The sequence below is a fragment of the Euryhalocaulis caribicus genome (assembly GCF_000412185.1).
In the GTDB taxonomy this organism is placed as follows: domain Bacteria; phylum Pseudomonadota; class Alphaproteobacteria; order Caulobacterales; family Maricaulaceae; genus Euryhalocaulis; species Euryhalocaulis caribicus.
The window spans coordinates 99,833-119,456 of record NZ_ASJA01000006.1; the positions used below are offsets into that span (position 1 = coordinate 99,833).

Here is a 19,624-nt window from a genome sequence, read left to right on the forward strand (position 1 = left end):
TGCTATGCGCTTTCTACATTGGGCTAGATCGTTCCAAGAGTAACATTGGATTGGTTTTAGTGATTTTTGGAATTGCTTTTTGAGGGCATCGCGTCCCGCCAACATCCTCCTCCTTGGCGCCGGCCACGCGCATCTCGAAGTCGCCCGCCGCGGCTGTGAGTTCGCCGCGGCCGGCCACAGCCTCACTCTGATCGATCCGGGCGCTTTCTGGTATTCCGGCATGGCGACCGGGATGCTCGGCGGGGCCTGGGGCGCGGAGGCCGACCGGCTGGACCCCGCCCCGCTGATCCGCCGCGCGGGCGGGCGCTTTGTCGCCGGGGCCGCCGCCGCCATCGACCGCGCGGCGAAGACCGTCACCTTGGAGAGCGGAGAGACGCTCCCCTACGATTTCCTGTCCCTGAACATCGGCAGCGTCACCGCCGCCCCCTTTGCCCTCGACGCCCCCGGTGTCTGGCCGGTCAAGCCGATCGAGAACCTCTACCGCCTGCGCGCCGCGCTGGAGGCGGGGGAGGGCGCGGCGGATATCCTGGTGATCGGCGGCGGCGCGGCGGGGTGCGAATGCGCCGCCAATCTCCTCGCGCTCGCCCGCCGCACGGGCCGCGATCTCCGCGTCACGCTCGCAAGCTCCGCCCCGCGCCTGCTCGAAGACTGGCCGCCCGACGCCGCCCGCGCCATGGCGGCTTTCCTTACGCGCCATGGCGCGACCCTCCGCCTCAACGCCCCCGTCGCCGATCTCGCGCCCGGCGCCGCCCGCCTGCAATCCGGCGAAACCCTCCCCTTCACCCACGCCCTCATCGCCACCGGCCTGAAGGTGCCGCCTCTCATTGAATCTTTCATCCTGAGGAGCCCCGGCTTGCCGGGGCGTCACGAAGGGCTCCCTCAAGACCCCCGCGCCGGGCTGACCGTCACCGAGACCCTGCAAAGCCCCGAAGACCCCGCCATCTTCGCCGCCGGCGACTGCGCCGCCATCGCCGGCCACTCGCGCCCGAACCTCGGCGTCTTCGGCGTCCGCGCCGCCCCCACGCTCGCCCGCAACCTCCTCGCCGCCGCCAACGGCCAGCCCCTGCGCCGCTACCGCCCGCAGCCCCTATGGTTCTCCGCCCTCGACCTCGGCAACGGTTCCGCCCTCGCCCGCTACGGCCCCCTCTGGGCGAAGGGGAGGGCGATGCAATGGCTCAAACGCTGGCTGGATGAGCGGTTCATGCGGCGGTATCGCTGACCCCGCTCTCCCGCCGTCATCCTCTTAGCTTGACCGGAGGACCCGGTTGCGCCGTGGAAATTCCGCCGGATTTCCCGAGGACAGTCGTGCTTTCCGAAGTCCGCCTTCGAGACGCTGCTCCGCAGCTCCTCAGGCTAAGGGTGGGGTTGTAGGTTATTGTTTCTCCATCCCTTCCTATCACCCTTTCCCTGAGGAGCCGCGCCGAGGGCGCGGCGTCTCGAAGGGCCAGAAAACAGGGACAATCCCGAAAATATCAGACCGGCCTCCGGGACGGCGTAAGCTCGTCCCTGTTCGCCGTCATGCGAGGGGCTTCGGATCCGGTCGCCCGAGGGACGGAGTGAACGCGGTTCCCGGGATACGGCATGGCTCGACCGAGTCCGTGCGCGTCCCGGCGCACCGCCAGGCGCCAGTCTGAGGCTGAAATGCCCTGGCTATTAAGACTCTGGCGGCAGCGGATGGAGAGGCCGGTCGAGGCGACTCCCGCCCTCCGCAAAAGAACCGCGCGGCGCGTCTCTTTGTGGGCGCGAAACATACAAACACACGGTAACCGGCGTCCCGAAAGACGCGCCGCGCCACCCTTGCCCTCTGACTTGATCAGAGGGGTCGTGTTTCTTCCCTAACCTCTGCGGCGGATGCGCCGTGGAGCCAAACGCGTAACCGGAAACCCAACCAACCCCGTCATCCTCCGACGAAGCGAAGCGGAGATCGGAGGACCCAGTTTAAATCTCCCCGCCCCACGATCCCTGGGTCCTCCGGTCAAGCCGGAGGATGACGGTAGAAAGAGGTGGAGGGCGAAAAAGAAAACTCTCTCCCCCTCTAAGGGGGCGAGGGGAAACCCTAAACCCGCACTGTTATGGCGCGGGTCTCAATCGGGCAGGGGGCGGAGGCGCGGGGCTCCATATAGGCGGGGTAGGCGCTGACGATGAAGCGCGCGTCCGCGCCGCCGCCGAGGGCGGCGGATTCGCGCTCGCCCAGCGAGACCACGGCGGCCAGCGCCGCCAGGCTGGCGATCAGCGCGGCAAAGACGGCGACCGCCGCGCCCATGGCGGTGAAGGCGACGACTCTGGATTCTTCCTGCGACATGACAAAAACCTGCTCGCTCTCCTCGAGCCCCGTCCCCGACGCCAATCATTGCCGCAGCGCGGAATCGGCTCAAGACGCCGGGCGATTAAATCTTGTCCACGTTCCGCGCGGTTGCAGGGAATCCGCGCTTTCGTCAGCCGCCCGGTTTCGGCGCCTCGACTGCCGCGACGCCGCTGGCCGCCATGCGGGCGATGTCGCTGCGATAGGCGCCGCGCAGCACCATCATCTTCCAGTTGCGGAAGAAGGCCTGTTCTTCGGCGGGCAGGCCCGGCAATGCCTCCGCCAACCGCGCGCCCAGCTGCGCCGCCGCCGGGGCCAGCGCGCCATAGATCTCCGCGTAGAAATCCCGCGCCGGCGCCACGCCCCGCGCCGCGATGGCCGCGTCGATCCCGCCAAGGCCCAGCGCTTCGATCAGCGCCGCCTCCGTCTCGCGCGGCGCCCCGGCGCGATTGCGGAATTTCTCCTGGTCGAAAAACTGCTTCTTGAATGCGGGGTAGGGAAACTCATGCGGCGGCGGCCCTGCGATGGCGCCCACAACGCGCCGCATGGCGCCCTCATCGCCGAAGAACAGCGTCTGATAATCGGCGACCAGCGTATCGCGGTCCGGGTGGAACGCCTCGGCCAGCGCGAAGACGCTCTCGGCGATGGCGTAGATCCCGCTCTCGCCGCTGCGCCACGGCGTCTCCGGATCCTGCGCCCGCCGCGTCCAGGATTCGCAGGTCTCCCGCGCCGGGCGGTGCAGGAACACGTTGGCCGGCCCGTCATTGGCCCGGTTCACCGCGTCCAGCGTCAGATAGAAGCGCGGATTCTTGTCGCCATAGCGTTTCACCGCGCCCGCGCGCAGCTTCTGGCGCAGCACCTTGCGGCTGGCCTCCGCCTTGTCCGCGTCGGTGCGCGGCACCGCGTTCAGGAAGGCGGCGGGAACGTCCACACCCTCGAAATCATGCCACAGCGGGAAATATTCCAGGCCGCAGAAAATCTCCGGCTCCAGATTGATCGCGTGGCCCAGCGCCGAGGTGCCGCTGCGCGGAACGCCATAGACGATGAAATCCAGTGTCCGCGCCATGTCTTGCCCCTGCCGCCCGCCGTTTCGCGTGACCGCCGACCTAGCGGCAGGGATTTCCACCGGTCAAGGCGAAGTTTCGCTTCTCTTATCCGCCGGGCGGGCTATCCTGACCGCCTTCATTCACACCCCCGGCACGACGGGGAATCGGGAGTTTTTCGAGATCATGAAAAAATTCGCAATCATCCTGGCCGGCCTGATGGCCCTCACCCTGACCGCCTGCAACACCATCGCCGGCGCGGGCCGTGACGTGGAATCCGCCGGCGACGCCGTGGAAGACGCCGCCGAAGGCGCCAAATAGGTTTTTCTCCGGAAAGCCGGAAAAAACAGCGGGGGGCGCGCGATTTGTGCGCCGCCCGCCTTGTTTCCGGCGCCAAATCACCCCGCCAGCGCCTAAGCCACGCCGGAACCCGCTTTAGCGGCAGCCGTTCTCCCGCCGAGGGATTAACTCAAGGAGGCTGCCATGAAAGCCCTGAAACCCATTCTGATCGTCGCCGGCGCGGGCGCGCTGCTGGCCGCCCCGGCCGCCGCGTTCGCTGATCCGTCGCACTGCCCGCCGGGCCACGCCAAGAAAGGCTGGTGCGACCGCGACGCCCGCTATGACCGCGACCGCTATGATCGCTACGACCGTGACGATTATCACGAGGAACGCCGCGCCTATGAAAAAGGCTTCCGCGACGGCATTCGCGAAGGCCAGTATCTGCGCGACGATGTCGATTATCGCGTGATCCGCGATTACCAGCGCTATGGCTACGCGCCGCCGCCCCGCGGCCATTATTACGCGCAGGTCGATGGCGAAGTCCTGCTGGTGCAGGCCGCTACGCAGCTGATCGTCCAGGCGCTGGCCGACCAACGCTAGGGCGAGACGCCATCCAGAAGAAAGGCCGTCCCGGGGATTATCCGGGACGGCCTTTTCATATGCCGGATCCGAAGGGCGCCTATTCCGCCACGGCCTGCTGACCGCGCATGCGGTATTTCGCGTAGTTCTGCAGGTTGAGATAGGCCGCATCGAAGCCCGCCACACGGCACAGGGCGTCCTCATCGGTCACGCAGACAGAGCGGCGGGTCCATTTCACCATGCCGTTCAGCCGGCGCAGCGTGCGCGAGACATGAACCGGCGTCAGGCCCAGCAGGTCGGCCAGGTGCGACTGGCTCAGCGGCGCCTCGATCATTCCGCCGCGGATGACGCCTGCGCAACGCGCCCGCATCAACAGCTCAAGGAAGAAGTGCGCGATGCGGCTCTGCGCGTCGCGGCGGCCAAGGCGCGTGATCTGCTCGCGCAACATGTTGTCGATCTGGAATTCGCTCCACCACAGCGCCGCGGCAATGCCCGGCGTCGTCTGGACGGTCTTCAGGAATTCCTGCGCCTGAAAGGCGCGCATCGTCACCGGGGTCAGGGCCTCCGCCGCATGGCCGGGCGACAGGCGCGACAGCGCCTCGCAGTTCAGCATGTCGCCGGGCGCCAGAATCTCGGTGATCTGGCGGCCGCCGTCATCCAGAAGCTGGAAACGGAACGCCCAGCCATCCTCGATCACCAGGATGCGGTCAGGCGCATGGCCGGCCGTGGCAAGGGTCTCTCCCTTGCCGAGGCGCACGAGATCCTGATGGATGCCGTCCAGCGCGCCCAGATCTGCGTCGGCCATGCCGCCACAGTTCTGCAGACGCCGCGCGAACGGGCTGTGATTAAGCGTATGAGCGATATTATTGCCCATGGCTATCCGGGACTCCTTTCCGAAATCGGAAAAAGCGTCGTGGTTTCGACAGTTGTTCATGGGCAGAAAAACGCATCGAATGCGGCGATTTCTGGCGATCTGGCGGGCAATTCCTTGGTAAAAGGATGGTCGCCGCGCCTAATTCTCATGCGTGATTTCGCGCTATTGGCGGCAGGCCGGGCGATTGCGGCGATTTGCCCGGCGGCGAGTGCCGAATACAATCGCGGCGCGTGAAATATTACTAGATATAACGCCTGTTCCGGACGCGCCCGGCGAACTGCACACGGCGCGACTCACCCCGCCTCGACTTCTTCGCGCCGCATCTCGGCGGCCAGCCATTCCTCTTCCATCCGGTCGAGCTCGGTCTGGCATTTTTCCAGCGCCTCGGTCAGGGCGTGAAAGCCCTCCGGATCGCTGGAATAAAGGTCTGGCTCGCCCAGGGCCTCCTGAAGCTTGCCGATTTTGGTTTGAGCCGCCTCCATCTTGCCCGGTAGCTCCTTCAGGGCGTAGCGCTCCTTATTGCTCAGCTTGGCCTTTGCGGCGCGGGCGGGCGCGGACGCATCCGGTGATTTTGACGCTGCGCGGCCCGAAGGATCGCGGGTCAGGGCGGTCATGCCGGCGTCGCCCCCGCGTTGGGCCAGCATGTCGGAATAGCCGCCGGCATATTCGGTCCAGCGCCCTGGGCGGTCCGGATCGGGGGCGATCAGGCTGGTGACGGTACGGTCGAGGAAATCCCGATCATGGCTGACCAGCAGGACCGTGCCGGCATAATCGTTCAGGACTTCCTCAAGCAGATCCAGCGTTTCCAGATCCAGATCATTGGTTGGTTCGTCCAGCACCAGCAAATTGGAGGGCCGCGCCAGCGCTATCGCCAAAGCCAGGCGGCCGCGCTCCCCGCCGGAGAGGGCGGAGACGGGCTGGCGCGCGCGGTCCGCCGGGAACAGGAAATCCTTCATGTAGGAAACAACATGGCGCGGCTTGCCGCCTACCATGACCTGATCGCTGTCGCCGCCGGTCAGGGCGTCCGCCACGCGCTGGTCTTCCTTCAGGGCGGCGCGGCGCTGGTCCAGAGTCACCCGCTCCAGATTGGCGCCCATCGTCACCTCGCCGCTATCGGGCGCCAGTTCGTCGATCAGCATGTTGAGCAGCGTCGTCTTCCCCGCGCCGTTGGGGCCGGCAAAGCCGATGCGGTCGCCGCGCAGGATGCGGGTGGAAAATTCATCGACCACGGGGCGGCCATCATAGGTCTTGGAGATGGTCTCCGCCTCGATCACCCGCTTGCCGCTCTTGCCGGCTTCGGCGGCTTCCATGGTGACGGAGCCGGGCGTGCGCCGCGCCTCCTTGCGTTGCTGACGCAGGCCCTGAAGCTCTTTCATGCGGCGAACATTGCGCTTGCGCCGGGCGGTGACGCCGTAGCGGACCCAGTCTTCTTCCGCGGCGATCTTGCGGTCCAGCTTGTGGGCGTCCAGCGCCTCGGCCTCCAGCGTCTCATCCCGCCAGGCTTCGAACGCTTCGAAGCCGCGATTGAGGTCCCGGGTGACGCCGCGGTCGATCCACAGCGTGCGTTTTGTCAGGGTCTGTAGGAAGCGGCGGTCATGGCTGATCAGGACAAGGGCGGATTTTGTCCGCTTCAGGCGATCCTCCAGCCAGGCAATGGCGGGCAGGTCCAGATGGTTGGTCGGCTCGTCCAGAAGCAGGATGTCGGGCTCCGGCGCCATGGCGCGGGCCAGGGCGGCGCGCCGGGCTTCTCCCCCGGACAGCCGCGCCGGGTCCTCGTCGCCAGTCAGGCCCAGCTCTTCCAGCAGGGCGCGGGCCTTCCAGGCTTCGTCGCCGGCCGTCAGACCGGCGGCGGCATATTCATAGGTGGAGGCAAAGCCGCTGAAATCCGGCTCCTGCTCCAGATAGCGCAGCGTCGCCTCATTGCCGACGACGCGCTCCCCGCTATCGGATTCCACCAACCCGGCGGCGATTTTCATCAGGGTCGATTTGCCCGAGCCATTACGCCCGACAAGGCAAAGGCGGTCGCGTTCAAAGACCTGCATGTCTGCGCCCGCGAACAATTCGTCGCGGCCATATCGCAGATGGATGTCCTGGAGAGAGAGAAGGGGCGCGGCCATGGGCCGATCAATTAAGGGCGCGGGCTGTATTCAGCAATGTCTGAAACCGCTAACAGGCTTGTATGTTCGCACCGCGCGCCGTACCGGCTAGAGTGGCAAGGGATGGCGAGGGACGCCAAGGGGATTGTTTGATGCGTTGTATTAATCAGGCCATGCGCGCCGCGCTGGCTCTGCTGATCGTATTGTCGCCGGCGGCCGCCGCCGCGCAATCGGCCCGCGACACGCTGCTGCGCAGCTTCGAGGCGCATGGCGGACTGGACGAGATAGAAGCCGCGGGCGGCGCGACCTTCTTTCTGGATGGCGAATTCGATCTAGGCGTGCGCCTTCAGGGGCAAACCCTGGAAAGCGAGATGACGCCGATGCGCCAGATGATCGCGGTCGATACGGCGGGCGAACGCGTCGCCTATGATCTGCGCTGGCGTAATTATTATCAGTCCGAACAGGACCTTCGCGAGGTGCATGACGCGGAGGGCCGCATCCTGTTCGCGGACAAGCGCAACGAAACGGCCCAATGGATGCCCTACGCGCCGGTCGAGGACGATCAGGCGCGGTTCAAGCGCATCCTGCCCAATTTCTTCCTGGCGGACGCGCTGGCGCACACGCCGGAAAGCGCCCGGGCCGAGACCGTTCAGCGTGAGGACGGCCCGGCGCTGGCCGTGACCTATCAGAGCGCCGCCGGCGATCCGCTGACCCTTTTCATTGATCCGCAAACCTATCTTCTGAGCGCGGCCAGCGCGCCGCTGGACATGCCGCTTCTGGGCGCCTCCGTCATTCAGTGGCGCTGGTCGGAATATAAGGAACAGGACGGCCTGACCGTGCCGGGGCGCTTCATGTCTTTCCTGAACGGCAAGCTGCTGAGCCGGGCGGACATGATCACCACGACCGATGTCTATGACCGCAGTTTCTCCGCCCCGCGCGGGATCGAAACCCCGGCCGCGCCGCCGCCGGGCGGCCGCGATGATTTCGTGCCCTATGGCGACCGCGCGCCGGAGGTGGAGACCATCGCGCCGGGCGTGCACATGGTGCGCAATCTCCGGCCCGGCTTCCATCCGGTGTTTATCGAGTTCAACGATTTCGTGATGGCGGTCGACGCCCCCGCCGGCTGGTACGAGATGACGCAAATCCCGCCGATGAACTGGGCGCAGGGCGATGACGCGGGCTCGCTGGGCGAGAAATTCCTGCGCGCCATCCGGCAGACCGCGCCCGGAAAGCCGGTGCGCTATCTGGTTCTGACCCATCATCACAGCGACCATATCGGCGGGCTTGAGCCGTTCGTGCGGCAGGGCGCGACCATTCTGGCGGGCGAGGCCGCCGCCGAGCTGGCGCGCGGCGCCATCGGCAAGACCGGCGCTCCCGTTGCGCTGGACGGCGAGGCGGATGAAGACGATTCCGGCATTCTGGTGGTCCGCAACCAGCGCACGATTCAGGACATGTCGATGGAGGTTCGGCTGATTGAACTGCCCGGCGATAATCCGAAATCGGAAGGCCATCTTGTGGTCTATCTGCCGGACGAGAAGCTGCTCTATTCCACGGCGTTCATCTATCCGGTTCCGGAAAGCGATTTTCCGCTTGTCGAATCCGTCCCCCTGTCGGCGTGGTTCGTCGAGTGGCTGGACGAGTCTGAGCTGGAAGTGGACAGCCTCTACAATGTCCACGGGCAGGGGCGCGTGCAGCCCTGGCAACTGCAACAGTTGCGCGCGCTCACGGGAACCGAAGCGGCGCGACTGATCGAATAGGCATTGGCGCGGCGGCGGAGTCGCGTTCTAATCGGTCCATGACCGGATTGCTTCGCGTTTTTGTTCTCCTGACAGCCGCGGCCCTGGCGGCCTGCGCCGCGTCCCACGCCACCGATGTCAGCGGCGAGGCCGAGCCGCGGCCGTTTTCCGCCTCTGCTGACGCCATGGCGGACGTCGACGCCGCGCTGGCGGCGGCTGAGGCGCGCGGCGTCAATGCGCTTTTGGTTCTGGGCGGCAACTGGTGTCATGACAGCCGCGGCCTGGCCGCCAAGACACAGCAGGAGCCTTTGAAATCCCTGATCGCCGATCATTATGAGCTGGTCTGGGTCGATGTGGGCATGCGCAATCGCAATCTGGACGTCGCCGAACGCTTCGGCGTCATGGAAATCACCAATACGCCAAGCGTTCTGCTCGTCTCTCCGGACGAGACGCTTCTGAACCCTGAAAGCGTCCGGGAATTGCGCAATTCGCACAGCCGATCGCTGGAGTCCGTGGTTTCGTATCTAGAGCAATGGGCGGCCGAATGAAGACGCTGATCCTCTGGTTCGCCGCAATCCTGCTCGGCCTCGCTGTCGGGATTGTCAGCGCGTTCTGGATGGCCGGCTGGCTGACCGGAGACATGCCCTTCAACCGGACCAGCGTGTCGGTTGAAGGGTGGGAGTCCAACTGGGCCATCGGGTCGGACGCCGCCGATCCCTATACGCGGGCCTATATCGCCCGCCGCGGCCTGCTGGCCATGAACAAATCCGAGTCCGTGTATTTCCTGAGGGAGACCGATTCCTCCGGTGAGCCGCTGCGCGAGGCCTGCGATTACGTCATGGAAGGCGGCGACATGCCGTCGCGCTGGTGGTCAGTCACGCTTTACGCGGCTGACGATTTTCTGGCTCCGAACCAGGACGACGCGCATTCCGTTGACGCAAGCGATTTCGCTCTGCGGGGCGGCTGGCGGGCCGTGATCCAGAGTGCGCCGCCCGGCGACGATGTTTTCTGGATTTCCAGCCGGAACGCCGGTCGTTTCAATCTTGCCCTGCGCCTCTACAGCCCGGACGACGCCGTACTGGAGGACGTTCACAGGGCCGTCCTGCCGCCGGAAATCCGGCGCACGGGGTGCCGGGCTGAGGAAGGCGCATGAGAATCCTCCTCGCCATCGCGCTTTTCATCGCCGCCGCCGCCGCCGGGCACTGGGCGGCGCTGGACCTGCTGCCCCAGCGGGTCATGGACAAGGCGATGACGGCGATTGCCGGGAACGCCGGCGGCATGAACCAGTGGCGGCACGCGCCGCGCATCACGCCGGACAACCGCAACGTGGTGAAGCCCTCGCCCGACCTTGCCTATTCCGCCTGTATCTATGACCTGACGCGCGGCCCTGTCCGGCTTCGGGTCGCCCCGTGGGAGGATTATTCCTCCCTGTCGATCTACGCCGCCAACACGGACAATTTCTTTGTCATCAATGACCGGGAGATGCCGTCGGGAGGCTTTGAGGCGGTTTTGATGGCCGCCGGCGCGCCGCGCCCGGAAACCGGCCTGCCGGTGATCGAAAGCCCGGGGCCGCGCGGGGTGGTCCTGATCCGCCGCCTTGCGCCCGATTCATTCAGTTTTGAACGCGCTGACCGCGTGCGGCGCCAGGATATCTGCAACACATTCTGAGGCGGCGCTTTAAGGCCGCGGCGTGAGGCACTAGCCTTGCGCGCATGAAAGACCTCAACCCCGTTATCACCGGGCGCAAGACCTCGATTTTCGAGGTCATGAGCCGGCTCGCCATTGAAAACGACGCCATCAATCTGGGGCAGGGTTTCCCGGACACGGACGGCCCGGAAGACGTGCGCCGCGTGGCGGCCGAGGCCACGGTCGAGGGGCCGAACCAGTATCCGCCGATGATGGGCGTGCCGGCCTTGCGTCAGGCGGCGGCGGACGCGCTGCAGCGCCATTACGGGCTTTCCTATGACCCCGGCGACGAAATCCTTGTCACCGCGGGAGCGACGGAGGCGCTGGCGGCCGCGTTCTCCGCTTTTCTCACACCCGGCGCGGGCGGGGAGGCGGTGATATTCGAACCCGCCTATGACGCCTATTTCGACATGGTGGAGGGTGCCGGGGGCGTGGTGAAGCCGGTTCCCCTGACCGCGCCGGACTGGGCGCTGGACGAGGACGCGCTGGACGCGGCCATCGGACCGGAGACAAAGCTGATTGTGCTCAACACGCCGGTCAATCCGGTCGGCAAGGTGTTCACGCAGGCCGATCTTGAGGCCGTCGCAAAGCGCGCCCTGGAGCATGACCTGATCGTGGTGTCTGACGAGGTCTATGAGCATATGTGCTTCGACGGGCGCCGGCATCGCAGCATTGCGGCGCTGCCGGAAATGCGGGAGCGGACGGTGCGGATGGGTTCGGCCGGCAAGACATTTTCCCTGACCGGCTGGAAGGTGGGCTATACGGCCGGGCCGCCGGAGCTGATCGGCGCCATGGCGCGGGCGCACCAGTATCTCACCTTCGCCACGCCGCCCTCGCTCCAGAAGGCGGTCGCCTATGGCCTGAACAAGGACACGGCCTATTTCGACGGCCTTGCCGCTGACATGCAGGCCAGCCGCGATCGTCTGGCGCGCGGCCTGACGGAGGCAGGGTTCGGCGTTCTGCCGGCGGAGGGAACCTATTTCCTGACCGCCGATATCGCGCCGCTCGGCTTTGATGACGATGTGGAGTTCTGCCGCCGCATCGCGTCGGAGGCGAAGGTGGCCGGGGTCCCGGTCAGCGCCTTCTATCACGCCACGAACGCGGCCCCGCCGAGCAATTTTGTGCGTTTTTGCTTCGCCAAGCAGGACACGGTTCTGGACGCCGCGGCGGACCGGCTGAAAAGCTGGATTGATCGGTAATATAAATTTTTCTTCAGAGAATCTTTGACGCCTCTCCCCGCCGGGCTAGCTCAAATTGGTGCCGCCCCTAGCAAAGCCGTTTGAATTACGGCGGAGGAGACACCCATGGCGCATCTAAATCCCGACTTTGACGAACTACGCGCCGAAATCGACGGCGCCGATCAGGTATTCACCGTCGATCTTCAATCACTCAACAATTCAAGCGTGACCGGAAATGTCTTTGTGACGGTGACCGGCGATGAATTGACTGTAACAGTTGTCGCGGAGGGCACGGCCAAGGGTCAGGTTCATCCGCAACATATTCACGGGCTGTTTGATTCTGAAGGCAACCCGATCGATTCCGAAGCGCCGAATTCCTTCAATGACAATGATGGGGACGGCTTTGTAGAGGTTCTGGAAGGCGTCGCGGCTTATGGCGACGTCCTGCTGCCGCTGGTTGCGCCGGCTGGCGATGTTCCGGACGGCCGCCCGGTGTCTGACGCCTCCGGCGACCTGTTCTTCAGCTACACCTACGATCTCAGCGACGACTCGCAATTCTTCAGCCCCGTCACCGGCAATGATTATACCGGCGAGGACCTGATCGAGCTGTTCCTGCGTGAATATGTGCTGCATGGCTCCGTCATTCCTGAAGGCTATGGTGAAGGCACGGAAGGCGAAGTCAGCGGCGATGGCGGCTATATCGGCATCCTGCCGGCGGCCGCGGGCGGTCTGGAAGAGACCTCCAAGGACGCCGCGCTGGCGCTGTTCGATAGCCTGGAAGACGATTTCCGGAACGTGATTTCCGGTGACGATACCGATGAAAGCCTGACCGGCGTGCTGGGCGATGACGCCATCTTCGCCGGCGGCGGCGATGACCGCGTCGCCGGCCGTGACGGCAACGACTCCATCACCGGCGGCGACGGCAATGACCGCCTGCTGGGCGGTGACGGCGACGACTTCATCCTGGGCGGCGCCGGGGCTGACCGCGCATTCGGCGGCAATGGCGACGACACCTATGTCGTTCAGGGCAGCTCCGACGATTACCGGGTCATCCAGCGTGATGACGGGCAGGTGATCGTGCAGGAAGCCGGCACGGACAATCGTGACGTCCTGTTCGGGTTCGAAAGCATCGAGTTCTACAACGAGATCATCGCGGTTGATAATCTCGGCAGCGATGCGATGGCGAGCACGACGCAAGCCGCCGAAGTGGCGCAAGTTGCTGCGGCGTCTGACGCTCCCGCGCTCCCCGACATGCAGGACGCGATGAACACCGACGTGTCTGGCGATGTCTGGATGCAGTAAGCATCCCGGATGCAAGAGAAAAGCGGCCCCGAACGGGGCCGCTTTTTTATGTCAGAACTCCCTCACAAGGGAAACGTCAACGCGGCTGTCGGCGTTCTCGAAGCCGGGGAGCGGCTCGAATTCGTACTGGTAGCGGTATTTCAGCTCGACCGCCCAGGCCCCGCCCACGCGCGTGGTCAGGGCAAATTCCTGGTCGGCGCTGGCGGCGTCGGCGACGATGACGCTGCTTTCGGAAGTCAGGCTGGCGGTCTCGGTCAGCGCCCACTCGAAGCTTGAGCCAAGCTCGACGGCCGGGTCGGTCTGAAGTTCGCCGCCGATCGGGTCGGTAAAGCGCGCGCCGGGGGCGGCGCGAAGGGTCCAGTTCAGATCTTCGCGTTCGAAAATGCGATAGCCCAGGCCCGCGCCGGCAAAGGCGGTAAAGTCAAAGCTGGCCAGCTCGTCGCGCTCGTAATTGCCTTCCACGAAGGCGGTCCAGCGTTCGCCCAGTTCGCGCTCGCCGCGCGCATCGACAATCAGCTCGTCGACGCCGGTGACATTATCGGTCTCGGAATAGGCATAGTCGATGGAGCCGTCGAAACCCCAGCCGATCAGCTCCCGCGTCACATCCACGCCAAGCGTGTAGCTCTGGTGATCCGAATTGCCGCTATCGACGCGCAGGCCCGCACGCACCTTGCCGGACCAGGCGGCGAGGGGGCCGTTATCTTCAAACGCGCTGAACGGGCGGCGCCAGGACCAGTCATCCGCCGGGGCCTCGCCGGCTTCCGCAGTCTCGGCCGCCGCCGCTTCGGCGGTTTCAGCTTCTGCCACCGTGACCGGAGCTGAATCTTCCACGCCCAGCGCCGCATAGGCTTCACCGGCGCGGTCCGGGGCGACCAGGGCTACCGTATCCATCACTGCGGCTTCGCCGCCTTCGGCGTTGCGGGCGACCAGCGCCAGCGTGGCCGCGAATTGCGCTTCATCCTGATAGGTGGCCGCGTCTTCGATCAGGCGCGCATAGTCGCTTGAGACTTGCGCTGCAGCGGCGGCGGTCAGGCAGAAAAAAGCGGCCAGCGCCGCCATGAACGTGCGGATTGTCATGTCGATCCCCCGGGATTTGATTCAACAGGGGACCTAGCGCCGTGGACCCTGCGCGTCGAGTTTTGCGGTGCAGAAGGGAACATGGCGGGGCCTGTCGGCCTTGGTCTAGTATATCGGCGGACCTTCAGCGGAGCATGCATGGGATATCGTTTCGAGCCGGGAGAAACGCCCGAGGAGGGCGTGAAGCGGATCGCCGGCGAGCAGATCGGCAAGACGGTCGCGGATCTGCGCGGGCCGAACCCCGATGCGGCCGCTTTTGCCGCGCGCAAGCGGCTGAAGAAAATCCGCGCGCTGTTCCGGCTGGTCCGCGAGGATATGGGCAAGAAGGCCTATCGGCGGAACAACGCCATCTTCCGCGATTTCGGCCGCGTGCTGTCCGATCTGCGCGACGCCCGCGCCATCCTGGAATCGTTCGACGCCCTGCTGGCGCATTATGGCGAGCAACTGGAGCCGGGCGCCTTCATGACGGTCCGCGCGGAACTGGCGCAGCGCCATGCGGCGATGACGGACTGGGCGCTGGATAATCGCGTCCTGTTCGAGGATTTGGCCGAAGCGCTGGAGGAGGCACGCCGGCCGGTGGGCAAGATATCCCTGAAACACAAGGATTTCGCGGCAATCCGCCCGGGCCTGAAACGCACTTACCGCACGGCTCTGAGGCGTTTTTCGGAGGCCTATAAGAGCGGCGACGCCGAGGCGTTTCACGAATGGCGCAAGCCGCTGAAGGCGCTGTGGCTGAATGTCCGGCTATTCAAGCCGGTGTGGAACGAGGCGCTGGAAGATTTCGGCGATTACTCCAAGACGCTGTCCAACCTGACGGGCGAGGATCACAATCTGGCGGTGCTGCGGGAGACGATCCTGGGCGAACCGGCGGCGTTCGGCGGCGCGGCCTCGGCCGAGGCGCTGGCGGGGCTGTCACGCATCCGCAGCCGGGAGCTGCGCCGCAAGGCGCGGCCGCTGGGCGAGGCCCTGTTCGCCGGCCCGCCAAGCGGTTTCGTGGACCGGATGGAACGCTACTGGGACAGGCTTTGAAGGGCGGCTGGAAACGGCGTCAGACCGTTTCCAGCTCTTCTTCCTCGATCAGGCCGCGGTCGCGGGCGTCGTTGCGCATGGCTTCCTGGAGCTTTTCGAACGCGCGGACCTCGATCTGGCGGATACGCTCGCGCGAGACGCCATAGACCTGGGCCAGCTCTTCGAGCGTTTTCGGCTCGTCGGAGAGCTTGCGCTCCTGGATGATGTGGCGTTCGCGCTCATTCAGGGCGCTCATCGCTTCCTGAAGCATCTCCATGCGGACGGTGAATTCCTCGGAGTCGGCGACCGTGGTTTCCTGATCCGGGGTGTCGTCATCCTCCAGCCAGTCCTGCCATTGCGACTCTGAATCCGATTTCAGCGGCGCGTTCAGGGAGGCGTCGCCGCCGGTCATGCGGCGGTTCATGGAGGTGACCTCTTCCTCGGTCACGCCCAGCTTGGTGGCGATTTCCTCGACATGCTCCGGCGTCAGGTCGCCTTCTTCCAGCGCCTTCATCTCGCCCTTCAGACGGCGGAGATTGAAGAACAGCTTCTTCTGCGCCGCCGTGGTGCCCATCTTCACGAGCGACCATGAGCGCAGGATATATTCCTGGATAGAGGCGCGGATCCACCACATGGCGTAAGTCGCCAGGCGGAAACCCTTGTCCGGATCGAATTTCTTGACCGCCTGCATCAGGCCGACATTGCCCTCGGAAATCACTTCGCCGATGGGCAGGCCATAGCCGCGATAGCCCATGGCGATCTTGGCGACCAGGCGCAGATGGGAGGTAACCAGCTTGTGCGCGGCTTTGGCGTCCTCATGCTCGGCCCAGCTTTTGGCCAGCATGAATTCCTCGTCCTTCTCCAGCATTGGAAACTTGCGGATCTCGGACAGGTAACGGCTGAGTCCTTGTTCGGGCGACAGCGATAGCGCAGGAACGTTGGTCATGGATAATCTCCCTCTACCCCGAAACCCGCGCGCCGGAGCCTTTGTTCCAGCACGCGGACAGGGCAAGATAGGTATTCATCGGGCGGTTTGAAGGCACATGACGCCGATTTCATAATTCGTGAGCGCATAGGAGACATACGAAAATGGTGGAATGGCGAAATCGCCGGCGCAGCGGGAATATCGAGGACCGGCGCGGCCAGCGTTTTTCCCGCGGCGGCGGGGGGCTTGCGCTGCTGCCCCTGATCTTCCGGATTTTCGGGTTTCGCGGCCTTGTGTTCGTGGTGCTGATCGTGGGCGGCGTCTGGCTGTTTGGCGGCGATCTCCAGCCCGTGCTGAACCTGCTGACCGGAGGCGGCGGCCAGACGGTCGCCAGCCAGGGCGAGGTTCCGCCGGGGCAGGAGGAGGAAGCGGAGTTTTCCGCCGTGATCCTGGCCGACACCGAAGATGTCTGGAATCAGGTCTTCCTGGAGCAGGGAATGGATTATCCGGAACCGGCGCTGGTGCTGTTTTCCGACGCCGTGCCTTCGGGCTGCGGGTTCGCCAGCGCCGCGGTGGGGCCGTTCTATTGCCCGCCGGACCGCAAGATATTCATCGATCTGACCTTCTTCGATGAATTGAGCGGGCAGCTGGGCGCCTCGGGCGACTTCGCGCCGGCCTATGTGATCGCGCACGAGGTCGGCCATCACGTGCAGAATGTCACCGGCGTTCTGGACCGGGCCAATGCCATGAAACAACGCCTTTCGCAGACCGAAGCCAACACCGTGCAGGTGCGGGTGGAGTTGCAGGCGGACTGTTATGCCGGGGTCTGGGCGGCGCGGGCCGACCGGATGAAGGGCATTCTTGAACAGGGCGATATCCAAGAAGGGCTGAGGGCGGCCGCGGCGGTGGGGGATGATACGCTGCAGCGCCGCGCGCAAGGGCGGGTGACGCCCGACAGCTTCACCCATGGTTCGGCCGAGCAGCGCCAGCGCTGGTTCATGGCGGGCTATGACAGCGGCGCGATGGACTCCTGCGACACATTCGCGGCGGAGCGGCTTTAATCCATGTCCGACCCTTTCAGGTTTCGCAGCCCCAGATGGGCCTATGCCGGCGGCGGGCTGGCCGTGGTCGTGGTGCTGGGGGTCAAGTTCCTGATCGGCGGGATTTACGGCGTCCGGGCGGCGCTGGACCTGATCAGCGCGCTGCAGCAGACCTCGCTTTATTTCGGCGCGGCGATCGCCACGGCGTCGGCCACGATCATGGCGCTGATGCTGACCCTGCTGGGCTTTGCGCGGCGCGGAGACACCGAATTCGACGAATGGGTGTTCCGCTCCATCAACCGGATCAGCACAGTGGCGGCGTTCACGCTGGGCGGATCGATCCTGCTTCTGCTGATGCTGCAATTGCCGGTGGGCGAGTTCGAGAAGATTCCGCACGGCTGGTATTCTTCGCTCTATTTCATCCTGGTGACGCTGATTGCGCTGCTGGCGGGGCTGATGATCTCGACCGTGCTGATGCTGCTCTCCACCGTGCGCTATGTGATCTCCCACCTGACCCCGGGCGACGAGGTTTGAGGGGGCGAGGGTTTTTCTCTTTCGCCCTCTCCTCTCTCTTCACCGTCATCCTCCGGCTTGACCGGAGGACCCAGGGGATCGTGAGGCGAGCAGATTTCAACTGGGTCCTCCGATCTCCGCTTCGCTCCGTCGGAAGATGACGTTCTTTTTTGCCTTTCTCTCATTCAGCTCCCGGAAATGGCGCAGCCATTGTCCGGGATCCAGCCTGCAACGGAGCCGCTATCTCTGGACCTCGGATAATCGCTGGCGCGATTTCCGGGGACTCGTTGGGGTAAGCGCCTTCGCCTCCACGGCCCGCTGGCCGCAGAGTTATCCAAGAAAACACGAGGGTGGCGCGGCGCGTCTTTCGGGACGCCGGTGACCGTTTGTTTGTATGTTTCGCGTCTTCGAAAGACGCGCCGCGCGGTTCTTTTGCGGAGGGCGGGAGTCGCCTCGACCGGCCTCTCCATCCGCTGCCGCCAGAGTCTTAATAGCCAGGGCATTTCAGCCTCAGACTGGCGCCTGGCGGTGCGCCGGGACGCGCACGGTCTGGTCAGACCCTGCCGTATCCCGGGAACCGCGTTCAACTCCGTCCCTCGGGCGACCGGATCCGAAGCCCCTCGCATGACGGCGAACACCACAGAGTATGGCTCAAGTGGGAAGCCGGTCTGATTGTTTTCGATTCATCCCCCTAAATTGTCATCCCGCACGCAGCGAAGCGGAGATGCGGGATCCTGGCGAACGAGGGCGCAAGCTTTGCCGGGATCCCGGATCAAGTCCGGGATGACAATGGTGGGTGATAGGGGGGCGCGTTGTCATCTGTGACGGCCCTTCGAGACGCCGCGCCCTTGGCGCGGCTCCTCAGGGAAAGGGTGATGGGAAGGGATGGAGAAATAGCTTCCGACCCCACCCCTTAGCCTGAGGAGCCCGTGAGGGCGTCTCGAAGGCGAACTCCAGGGAGCGCGGATTTCCTCGGGAAAAAGCAAAAAATATCCCCGGTTACCGGATGCTAACCACGTCCTTTGACGCGGTTTCAATATTGCCCCCGGTAAGGAGGGGCGATGAGCCTTGTGATCGAACATCTTCCGGCGACTCCGCATGCCGCCGCGCCATTGAGGCGGGCCTTCGTGATTTCGGAGAGCCGGCACACATTTACGCTGGCGCGGTCGCTGCTGAATGCGGCGGGCGTTCAGGATGTGGGGTTCAGTTCGGATGCGCGCTCCGCCGAACTTCGCATGCCGGGGTTCGAGCCGGACCTGATCGTGGCGGACTGGCCGGACAATCTTCCCGGTCATCAGGACCGGATCGATCTGCTGCGCCGTCTGCGCACGCATTCGGAAACCGGCCTTCAGGAAAAGCCGATGATCCTGCTGACGCCGCCGCGCACCCAGAGCCGGGTGGAGCAGGCGCGGGATGCGGGGGCGACGGAATTGCTGGTCATGCCGGTTTCGATGAGCCTGTTTTCGCAGCGCGTGGCCTCGCTGATCCGCAATCCGCGGGCGTTTGTTTCATCGCCGCGTTTCAAGGGGCATTGCCGGCGGCGGCGGCGGGAAGCCGCGCCGCGCGAGGCGTTCAAGCGCCAGATTGACGTGGACGCGGGCCGCACCACGCGCGGCCGCGCCGCCCTGAACGCCACGCTGTCGCTGGCGGCCGAAATACAGGGCGGGAACGAGGCGATTGTCCGCCGCATACAGGAAGCCCTCGGGCAATTTTCCCGCATTGCGGATCTGGAGCGCGAGGCGGATGTGGAGCTGGTCGAGGTCAGCCGCACGGCGCTGATCCAGACGCTGGCCGCGGGAGAAGAGGCGGCGCCGGCCGCCGAGGCCGTGGCGGAAAACCTGGAGCGTTTTGTCGGCCGCCGTCTGGGTCGCCGCGCTGCGGCCTGAGGCCGGGCCGGGATGATGGCCCGGGGCAACCGGCCCGTCTAAATGGTTTATCCGCGCCCGGGACTTGTTTATTCAAGACTTTGACAGGCTGCGCAGGGGC

At 65.1% G+C, this 19,624-nt stretch carries 20 protein-coding genes and 1 tRNA gene; 14 read left to right on the top strand and 7 right to left on the bottom strand.

Translation table 11 applies throughout. The annotated features are described in order from the left end of the window. Positions 1-79 precede the first annotated feature (79 nt). Positions 80-1,219: an NAD(P)/FAD-dependent oxidoreductase gene (locus tag L338_RS06890; protein ID WP_022697634.1), complete on the top strand. Its 1,140-nt coding sequence runs from the start codon at positions 80-82 to the stop codon at positions 1,217-1,219. 837 nt (positions 1,220-2,056) lie between these two features. Here L338_RS06890 and L338_RS06895 read toward each other — a convergent pair. Beyond that, positions 2,057-2,302 (bottom strand): hypothetical protein, encoded by a 246-nt coding sequence (locus L338_RS06895; protein WP_022697635.1) that lies wholly within the window; start codon positions 2,300-2,302, stop codon positions 2,057-2,059. A 133-nt stretch (positions 2,303-2,435) separates the two neighbouring features. Continuing rightward, a complete protein-coding gene (locus tag L338_RS06900) occupies positions 2,436-3,368 on the bottom strand; it encodes a sulfotransferase family protein (RefSeq protein WP_022697636.1) in 933 nt (310 codons plus the stop codon). A gap of 163 nt (positions 3,369-3,531) precedes the next feature. Between L338_RS06900 and L338_RS16980 the strand changes: the two genes are divergently transcribed. Continuing rightward, positions 3,532-3,666 carry an entericidin A/B family lipoprotein gene (locus L338_RS16980; RefSeq protein WP_027068347.1) on the top strand — a complete coding sequence of 45 codons (135 nt, stop codon included), beginning with the start codon at positions 3,532-3,534 and terminating at the stop codon, positions 3,664-3,666. A 162-nt stretch (positions 3,667-3,828) separates the two neighbouring features. Further along, on the top strand, positions 3,829-4,224 hold the full coding sequence (locus tag L338_RS06910; RefSeq protein WP_022697638.1) for an RcnB family protein: 396 nt from the start codon (positions 3,829-3,831) through the stop codon (positions 4,222-4,224). Positions 4,225-4,303: 79 nt separating this feature from the next. Here L338_RS06910 and L338_RS06915 read toward each other — a convergent pair whose 3' ends face one another. After that, positions 4,304-5,008 carry a Crp/Fnr family transcriptional regulator gene (locus tag L338_RS06915; RefSeq protein ID WP_022697639.1) on the bottom strand — a complete coding sequence of 235 codons (705 nt, stop codon included), beginning with the start codon at positions 5,006-5,008 and terminating at the stop codon, positions 4,304-4,306. Positions 5,009-5,056: 48 nt separating this feature from the next. Here L338_RS06915 and L338_RS17340 point away from each other — a divergent pair, with 48 nt between their 5' ends. Further along, on the top strand, positions 5,057-5,311 hold the full coding sequence (locus L338_RS17340; protein ID WP_161624606.1) for a hypothetical protein: 255 nt from the start codon (positions 5,057-5,059) through the stop codon (positions 5,309-5,311). Between the two features lie 59 nt (positions 5,312-5,370). On the opposite strand, the gene L338_RS06925 is transcribed toward L338_RS17340, so the two are convergent. Beyond that, positions 5,371-7,194, bottom strand: a complete 1,824-nt coding sequence (locus tag L338_RS06925; RefSeq protein WP_022697641.1) for an ABC-F family ATP-binding cassette domain-containing protein — start codon at positions 7,192-7,194, stop codon at positions 5,371-5,373. A gap of 131 nt (positions 7,195-7,325) precedes the next feature. Between L338_RS06925 and L338_RS06930 the strand changes: the two genes are divergently transcribed. The 4 genes from L338_RS06930 to L338_RS16460 are packed head-to-tail and all read left to right on the top strand — an operon-like array spanning position 7,326 to position 10,577. Further along, a complete protein-coding gene (locus L338_RS06930; RefSeq protein ID WP_161624607.1) occupies positions 7,326-8,930 on the top strand; it encodes an MBL fold metallo-hydrolase in 1,605 nt (534 codons plus the stop codon). A gap of 38 nt (positions 8,931-8,968) precedes the next feature. Beyond that, complete coding sequence (locus L338_RS06935; RefSeq protein ID WP_022697643.1) at positions 8,969-9,457, top strand: thioredoxin family protein; 489 nt, start codon at positions 8,969-8,971, stop codon at positions 9,455-9,457. Next, the gene (locus tag L338_RS06940) at positions 9,454-10,062 is read left to right on the top strand and encodes a DUF1214 domain-containing protein (RefSeq protein WP_027068349.1); all 609 of its coding nucleotides are present in this window, start codon (positions 9,454-9,456) and stop codon (positions 10,060-10,062) included. Before L338_RS06935 ends, L338_RS06940 begins: the two co-directional genes overlap by 4 nt. Further along, positions 10,059-10,577: a DUF1254 domain-containing protein gene (locus L338_RS16460; RefSeq protein ID WP_022697645.1), complete on the top strand. Its 519-nt coding sequence runs from the start codon at positions 10,059-10,061 to the stop codon at positions 10,575-10,577. Before L338_RS06940 ends, L338_RS16460 begins: the two co-directional genes overlap by 4 nt. A gap of 373 nt (positions 10,578-10,950) precedes the next feature. Here the strand turns inward: L338_RS16460 and L338_RS17345 are convergent. Beyond that, a tRNA-OTHER gene (locus L338_RS17345) sits at positions 10,951-11,055 on the bottom strand. On the opposite strand from L338_RS17345, the gene L338_RS06950 reads away from it, so the two are divergent. Then, positions 11,006-11,794 (top strand): aminotransferase class I/II-fold pyridoxal phosphate-dependent enzyme, encoded by a 789-nt coding sequence (locus L338_RS06950; protein ID WP_152485839.1) that lies wholly within the window; start codon positions 11,006-11,008, stop codon positions 11,792-11,794. The two genes, L338_RS17345 and L338_RS06950, sit on opposite strands and share 50 nt — an antisense overlap. Before the next feature lie 105 nt (positions 11,795-11,899). Continuing rightward, on the top strand, positions 11,900-13,075 hold the full coding sequence (locus L338_RS06955; protein WP_022697647.1) for a calcium-binding protein: 1,176 nt from the start codon (positions 11,900-11,902) through the stop codon (positions 13,073-13,075). 51 nt (positions 13,076-13,126) lie between these two features. Here the strand turns inward: L338_RS06955 and L338_RS06960 are convergent, their stop codons facing one another. After that, positions 13,127-14,152, bottom strand: coding sequence for a DUF481 domain-containing protein (locus tag L338_RS06960; protein ID WP_022697648.1), 1,026 nt, complete (start codon positions 14,150-14,152; stop codon positions 13,127-13,129). A 138-nt stretch (positions 14,153-14,290) separates the two neighbouring features. Here L338_RS06960 and L338_RS06965 point away from each other — a divergent pair, with 138 nt between their 5' ends. Then, entirely contained in the window at positions 14,291-15,181 is an 891-nt protein-coding gene (locus tag L338_RS06965; protein WP_022697649.1) for a CHAD domain-containing protein, read from the top strand. A 19-nt stretch (positions 15,182-15,200) separates the two neighbouring features. Here the strand turns inward: L338_RS06965 and rpoH are convergent, their stop codons facing one another. Further along, the gene (gene rpoH, locus L338_RS06970; RefSeq protein WP_022697650.1) at positions 15,201-16,106 is read right to left on the bottom strand and encodes an RNA polymerase sigma factor RpoH; all 906 of its coding nucleotides are present in this window, start codon (positions 16,104-16,106) and stop codon (positions 15,201-15,203) included. Positions 16,107-16,252: 146 nt separating this feature from the next. Here rpoH and ypfJ point away from each other — a divergent pair, with 146 nt between their 5' ends. The 3 genes from ypfJ (at position 16,253) to L338_RS16465 (ending at position 19,524) form a co-directional block, all read left to right on the top strand. Then, positions 16,253-17,146, top strand: a complete 894-nt coding sequence (ypfJ, locus tag L338_RS06975) for a KPN_02809 family neutral zinc metallopeptidase (protein WP_027068350.1) — start codon at positions 16,253-16,255, stop codon at positions 17,144-17,146. Between the two features lie 3 nt (positions 17,147-17,149). After that, on the top strand, positions 17,150-17,659 hold the full coding sequence (locus L338_RS06980) for a hypothetical protein (protein WP_022697652.1): 510 nt from the start codon (positions 17,150-17,152) through the stop codon (positions 17,657-17,659). A 1,040-nt stretch (positions 17,660-18,699) separates the two neighbouring features. Further along, positions 18,700-19,524 carry an ANTAR domain-containing protein gene (locus tag L338_RS16465; protein ID WP_022697653.1) on the top strand — a complete coding sequence of 275 codons (825 nt, stop codon included), beginning with the start codon at positions 18,700-18,702 and terminating at the stop codon, positions 19,522-19,524. The last annotated feature ends 100 nt before the right edge of the window (positions 19,525-19,624 follow it).

Bases quoted from the DNA above. Each gene is read 5' to 3' on its own strand.
- L338_RS06895 (WP_022697635.1), bottom strand. From the start codon at position 2,302: ATGTCGCAGGAAGAATCCAGAGTCGTCGCCTTCACCGCCATGGGCGCG.
- L338_RS06900 (WP_022697636.1), bottom strand. From the start codon at position 3,368: ATGGCGCGGACACTGGATTTCATCGTCTATGGCGTTCCGCGCAGCGGC.
- L338_RS16980 (WP_027068347.1), top strand. From the start codon at position 3,532: ATGAAAAAATTCGCAATCATCCTGGCCGGCCTGATGGCCCTCACCCTG.
- L338_RS06910 (WP_022697638.1), top strand. From the start codon at position 3,829: ATGAAAGCCCTGAAACCCATTCTGATCGTCGCCGGCGCGGGCGCGCTG.
- L338_RS06915 (WP_022697639.1), bottom strand. From the start codon at position 5,008: ATGGCCGACGCAGATCTGGGCGCGCTGGACGGCATCCATCAGGATCTC.
- L338_RS17340 (WP_161624606.1), top strand. From the start codon at position 5,057: ATGAGCGATATTATTGCCCATGGCTATCCGGGACTCCTTTCCGAAATC.
- L338_RS06925 (WP_022697641.1), bottom strand. From the start codon at position 7,194: ATGGCCGCGCCCCTTCTCTCTCTCCAGGACATCCATCTGCGATATGGC.
- L338_RS06930 (WP_161624607.1), top strand. From the start codon at position 7,326: ATGCGTTGTATTAATCAGGCCATGCGCGCCGCGCTGGCTCTGCTGATC.
- L338_RS06935 (WP_022697643.1), top strand. From the start codon at position 8,969: ATGACCGGATTGCTTCGCGTTTTTGTTCTCCTGACAGCCGCGGCCCTG.
- L338_RS06940 (WP_027068349.1), top strand. From the start codon at position 9,454: ATGAAGACGCTGATCCTCTGGTTCGCCGCAATCCTGCTCGGCCTCGCT.
- L338_RS16460 (WP_022697645.1), top strand. From the start codon at position 10,059: ATGAGAATCCTCCTCGCCATCGCGCTTTTCATCGCCGCCGCCGCCGCC.
- L338_RS06950 (WP_152485839.1), top strand. From the start codon at position 11,006: ATGGTGGAGGGTGCCGGGGGCGTGGTGAAGCCGGTTCCCCTGACCGCG.
- L338_RS06955 (WP_022697647.1), top strand. From the start codon at position 11,900: ATGGCGCATCTAAATCCCGACTTTGACGAACTACGCGCCGAAATCGAC.
- L338_RS06960 (WP_022697648.1), bottom strand. From the start codon at position 14,152: ATGACAATCCGCACGTTCATGGCGGCGCTGGCCGCTTTTTTCTGCCTG.
- L338_RS06965 (WP_022697649.1), top strand. From the start codon at position 14,291: ATGGGATATCGTTTCGAGCCGGGAGAAACGCCCGAGGAGGGCGTGAAG.
- rpoH (WP_022697650.1), bottom strand. From the start codon at position 16,106: ATGACCAACGTTCCTGCGCTATCGCTGTCGCCCGAACAAGGACTCAGC.
- L338_RS06980 (WP_022697652.1), top strand. From the start codon at position 17,150: ATGTCCGACCCTTTCAGGTTTCGCAGCCCCAGATGGGCCTATGCCGGC.
- L338_RS16465 (WP_022697653.1), top strand. From the start codon at position 18,700: ATGAGCCTTGTGATCGAACATCTTCCGGCGACTCCGCATGCCGCCGCG.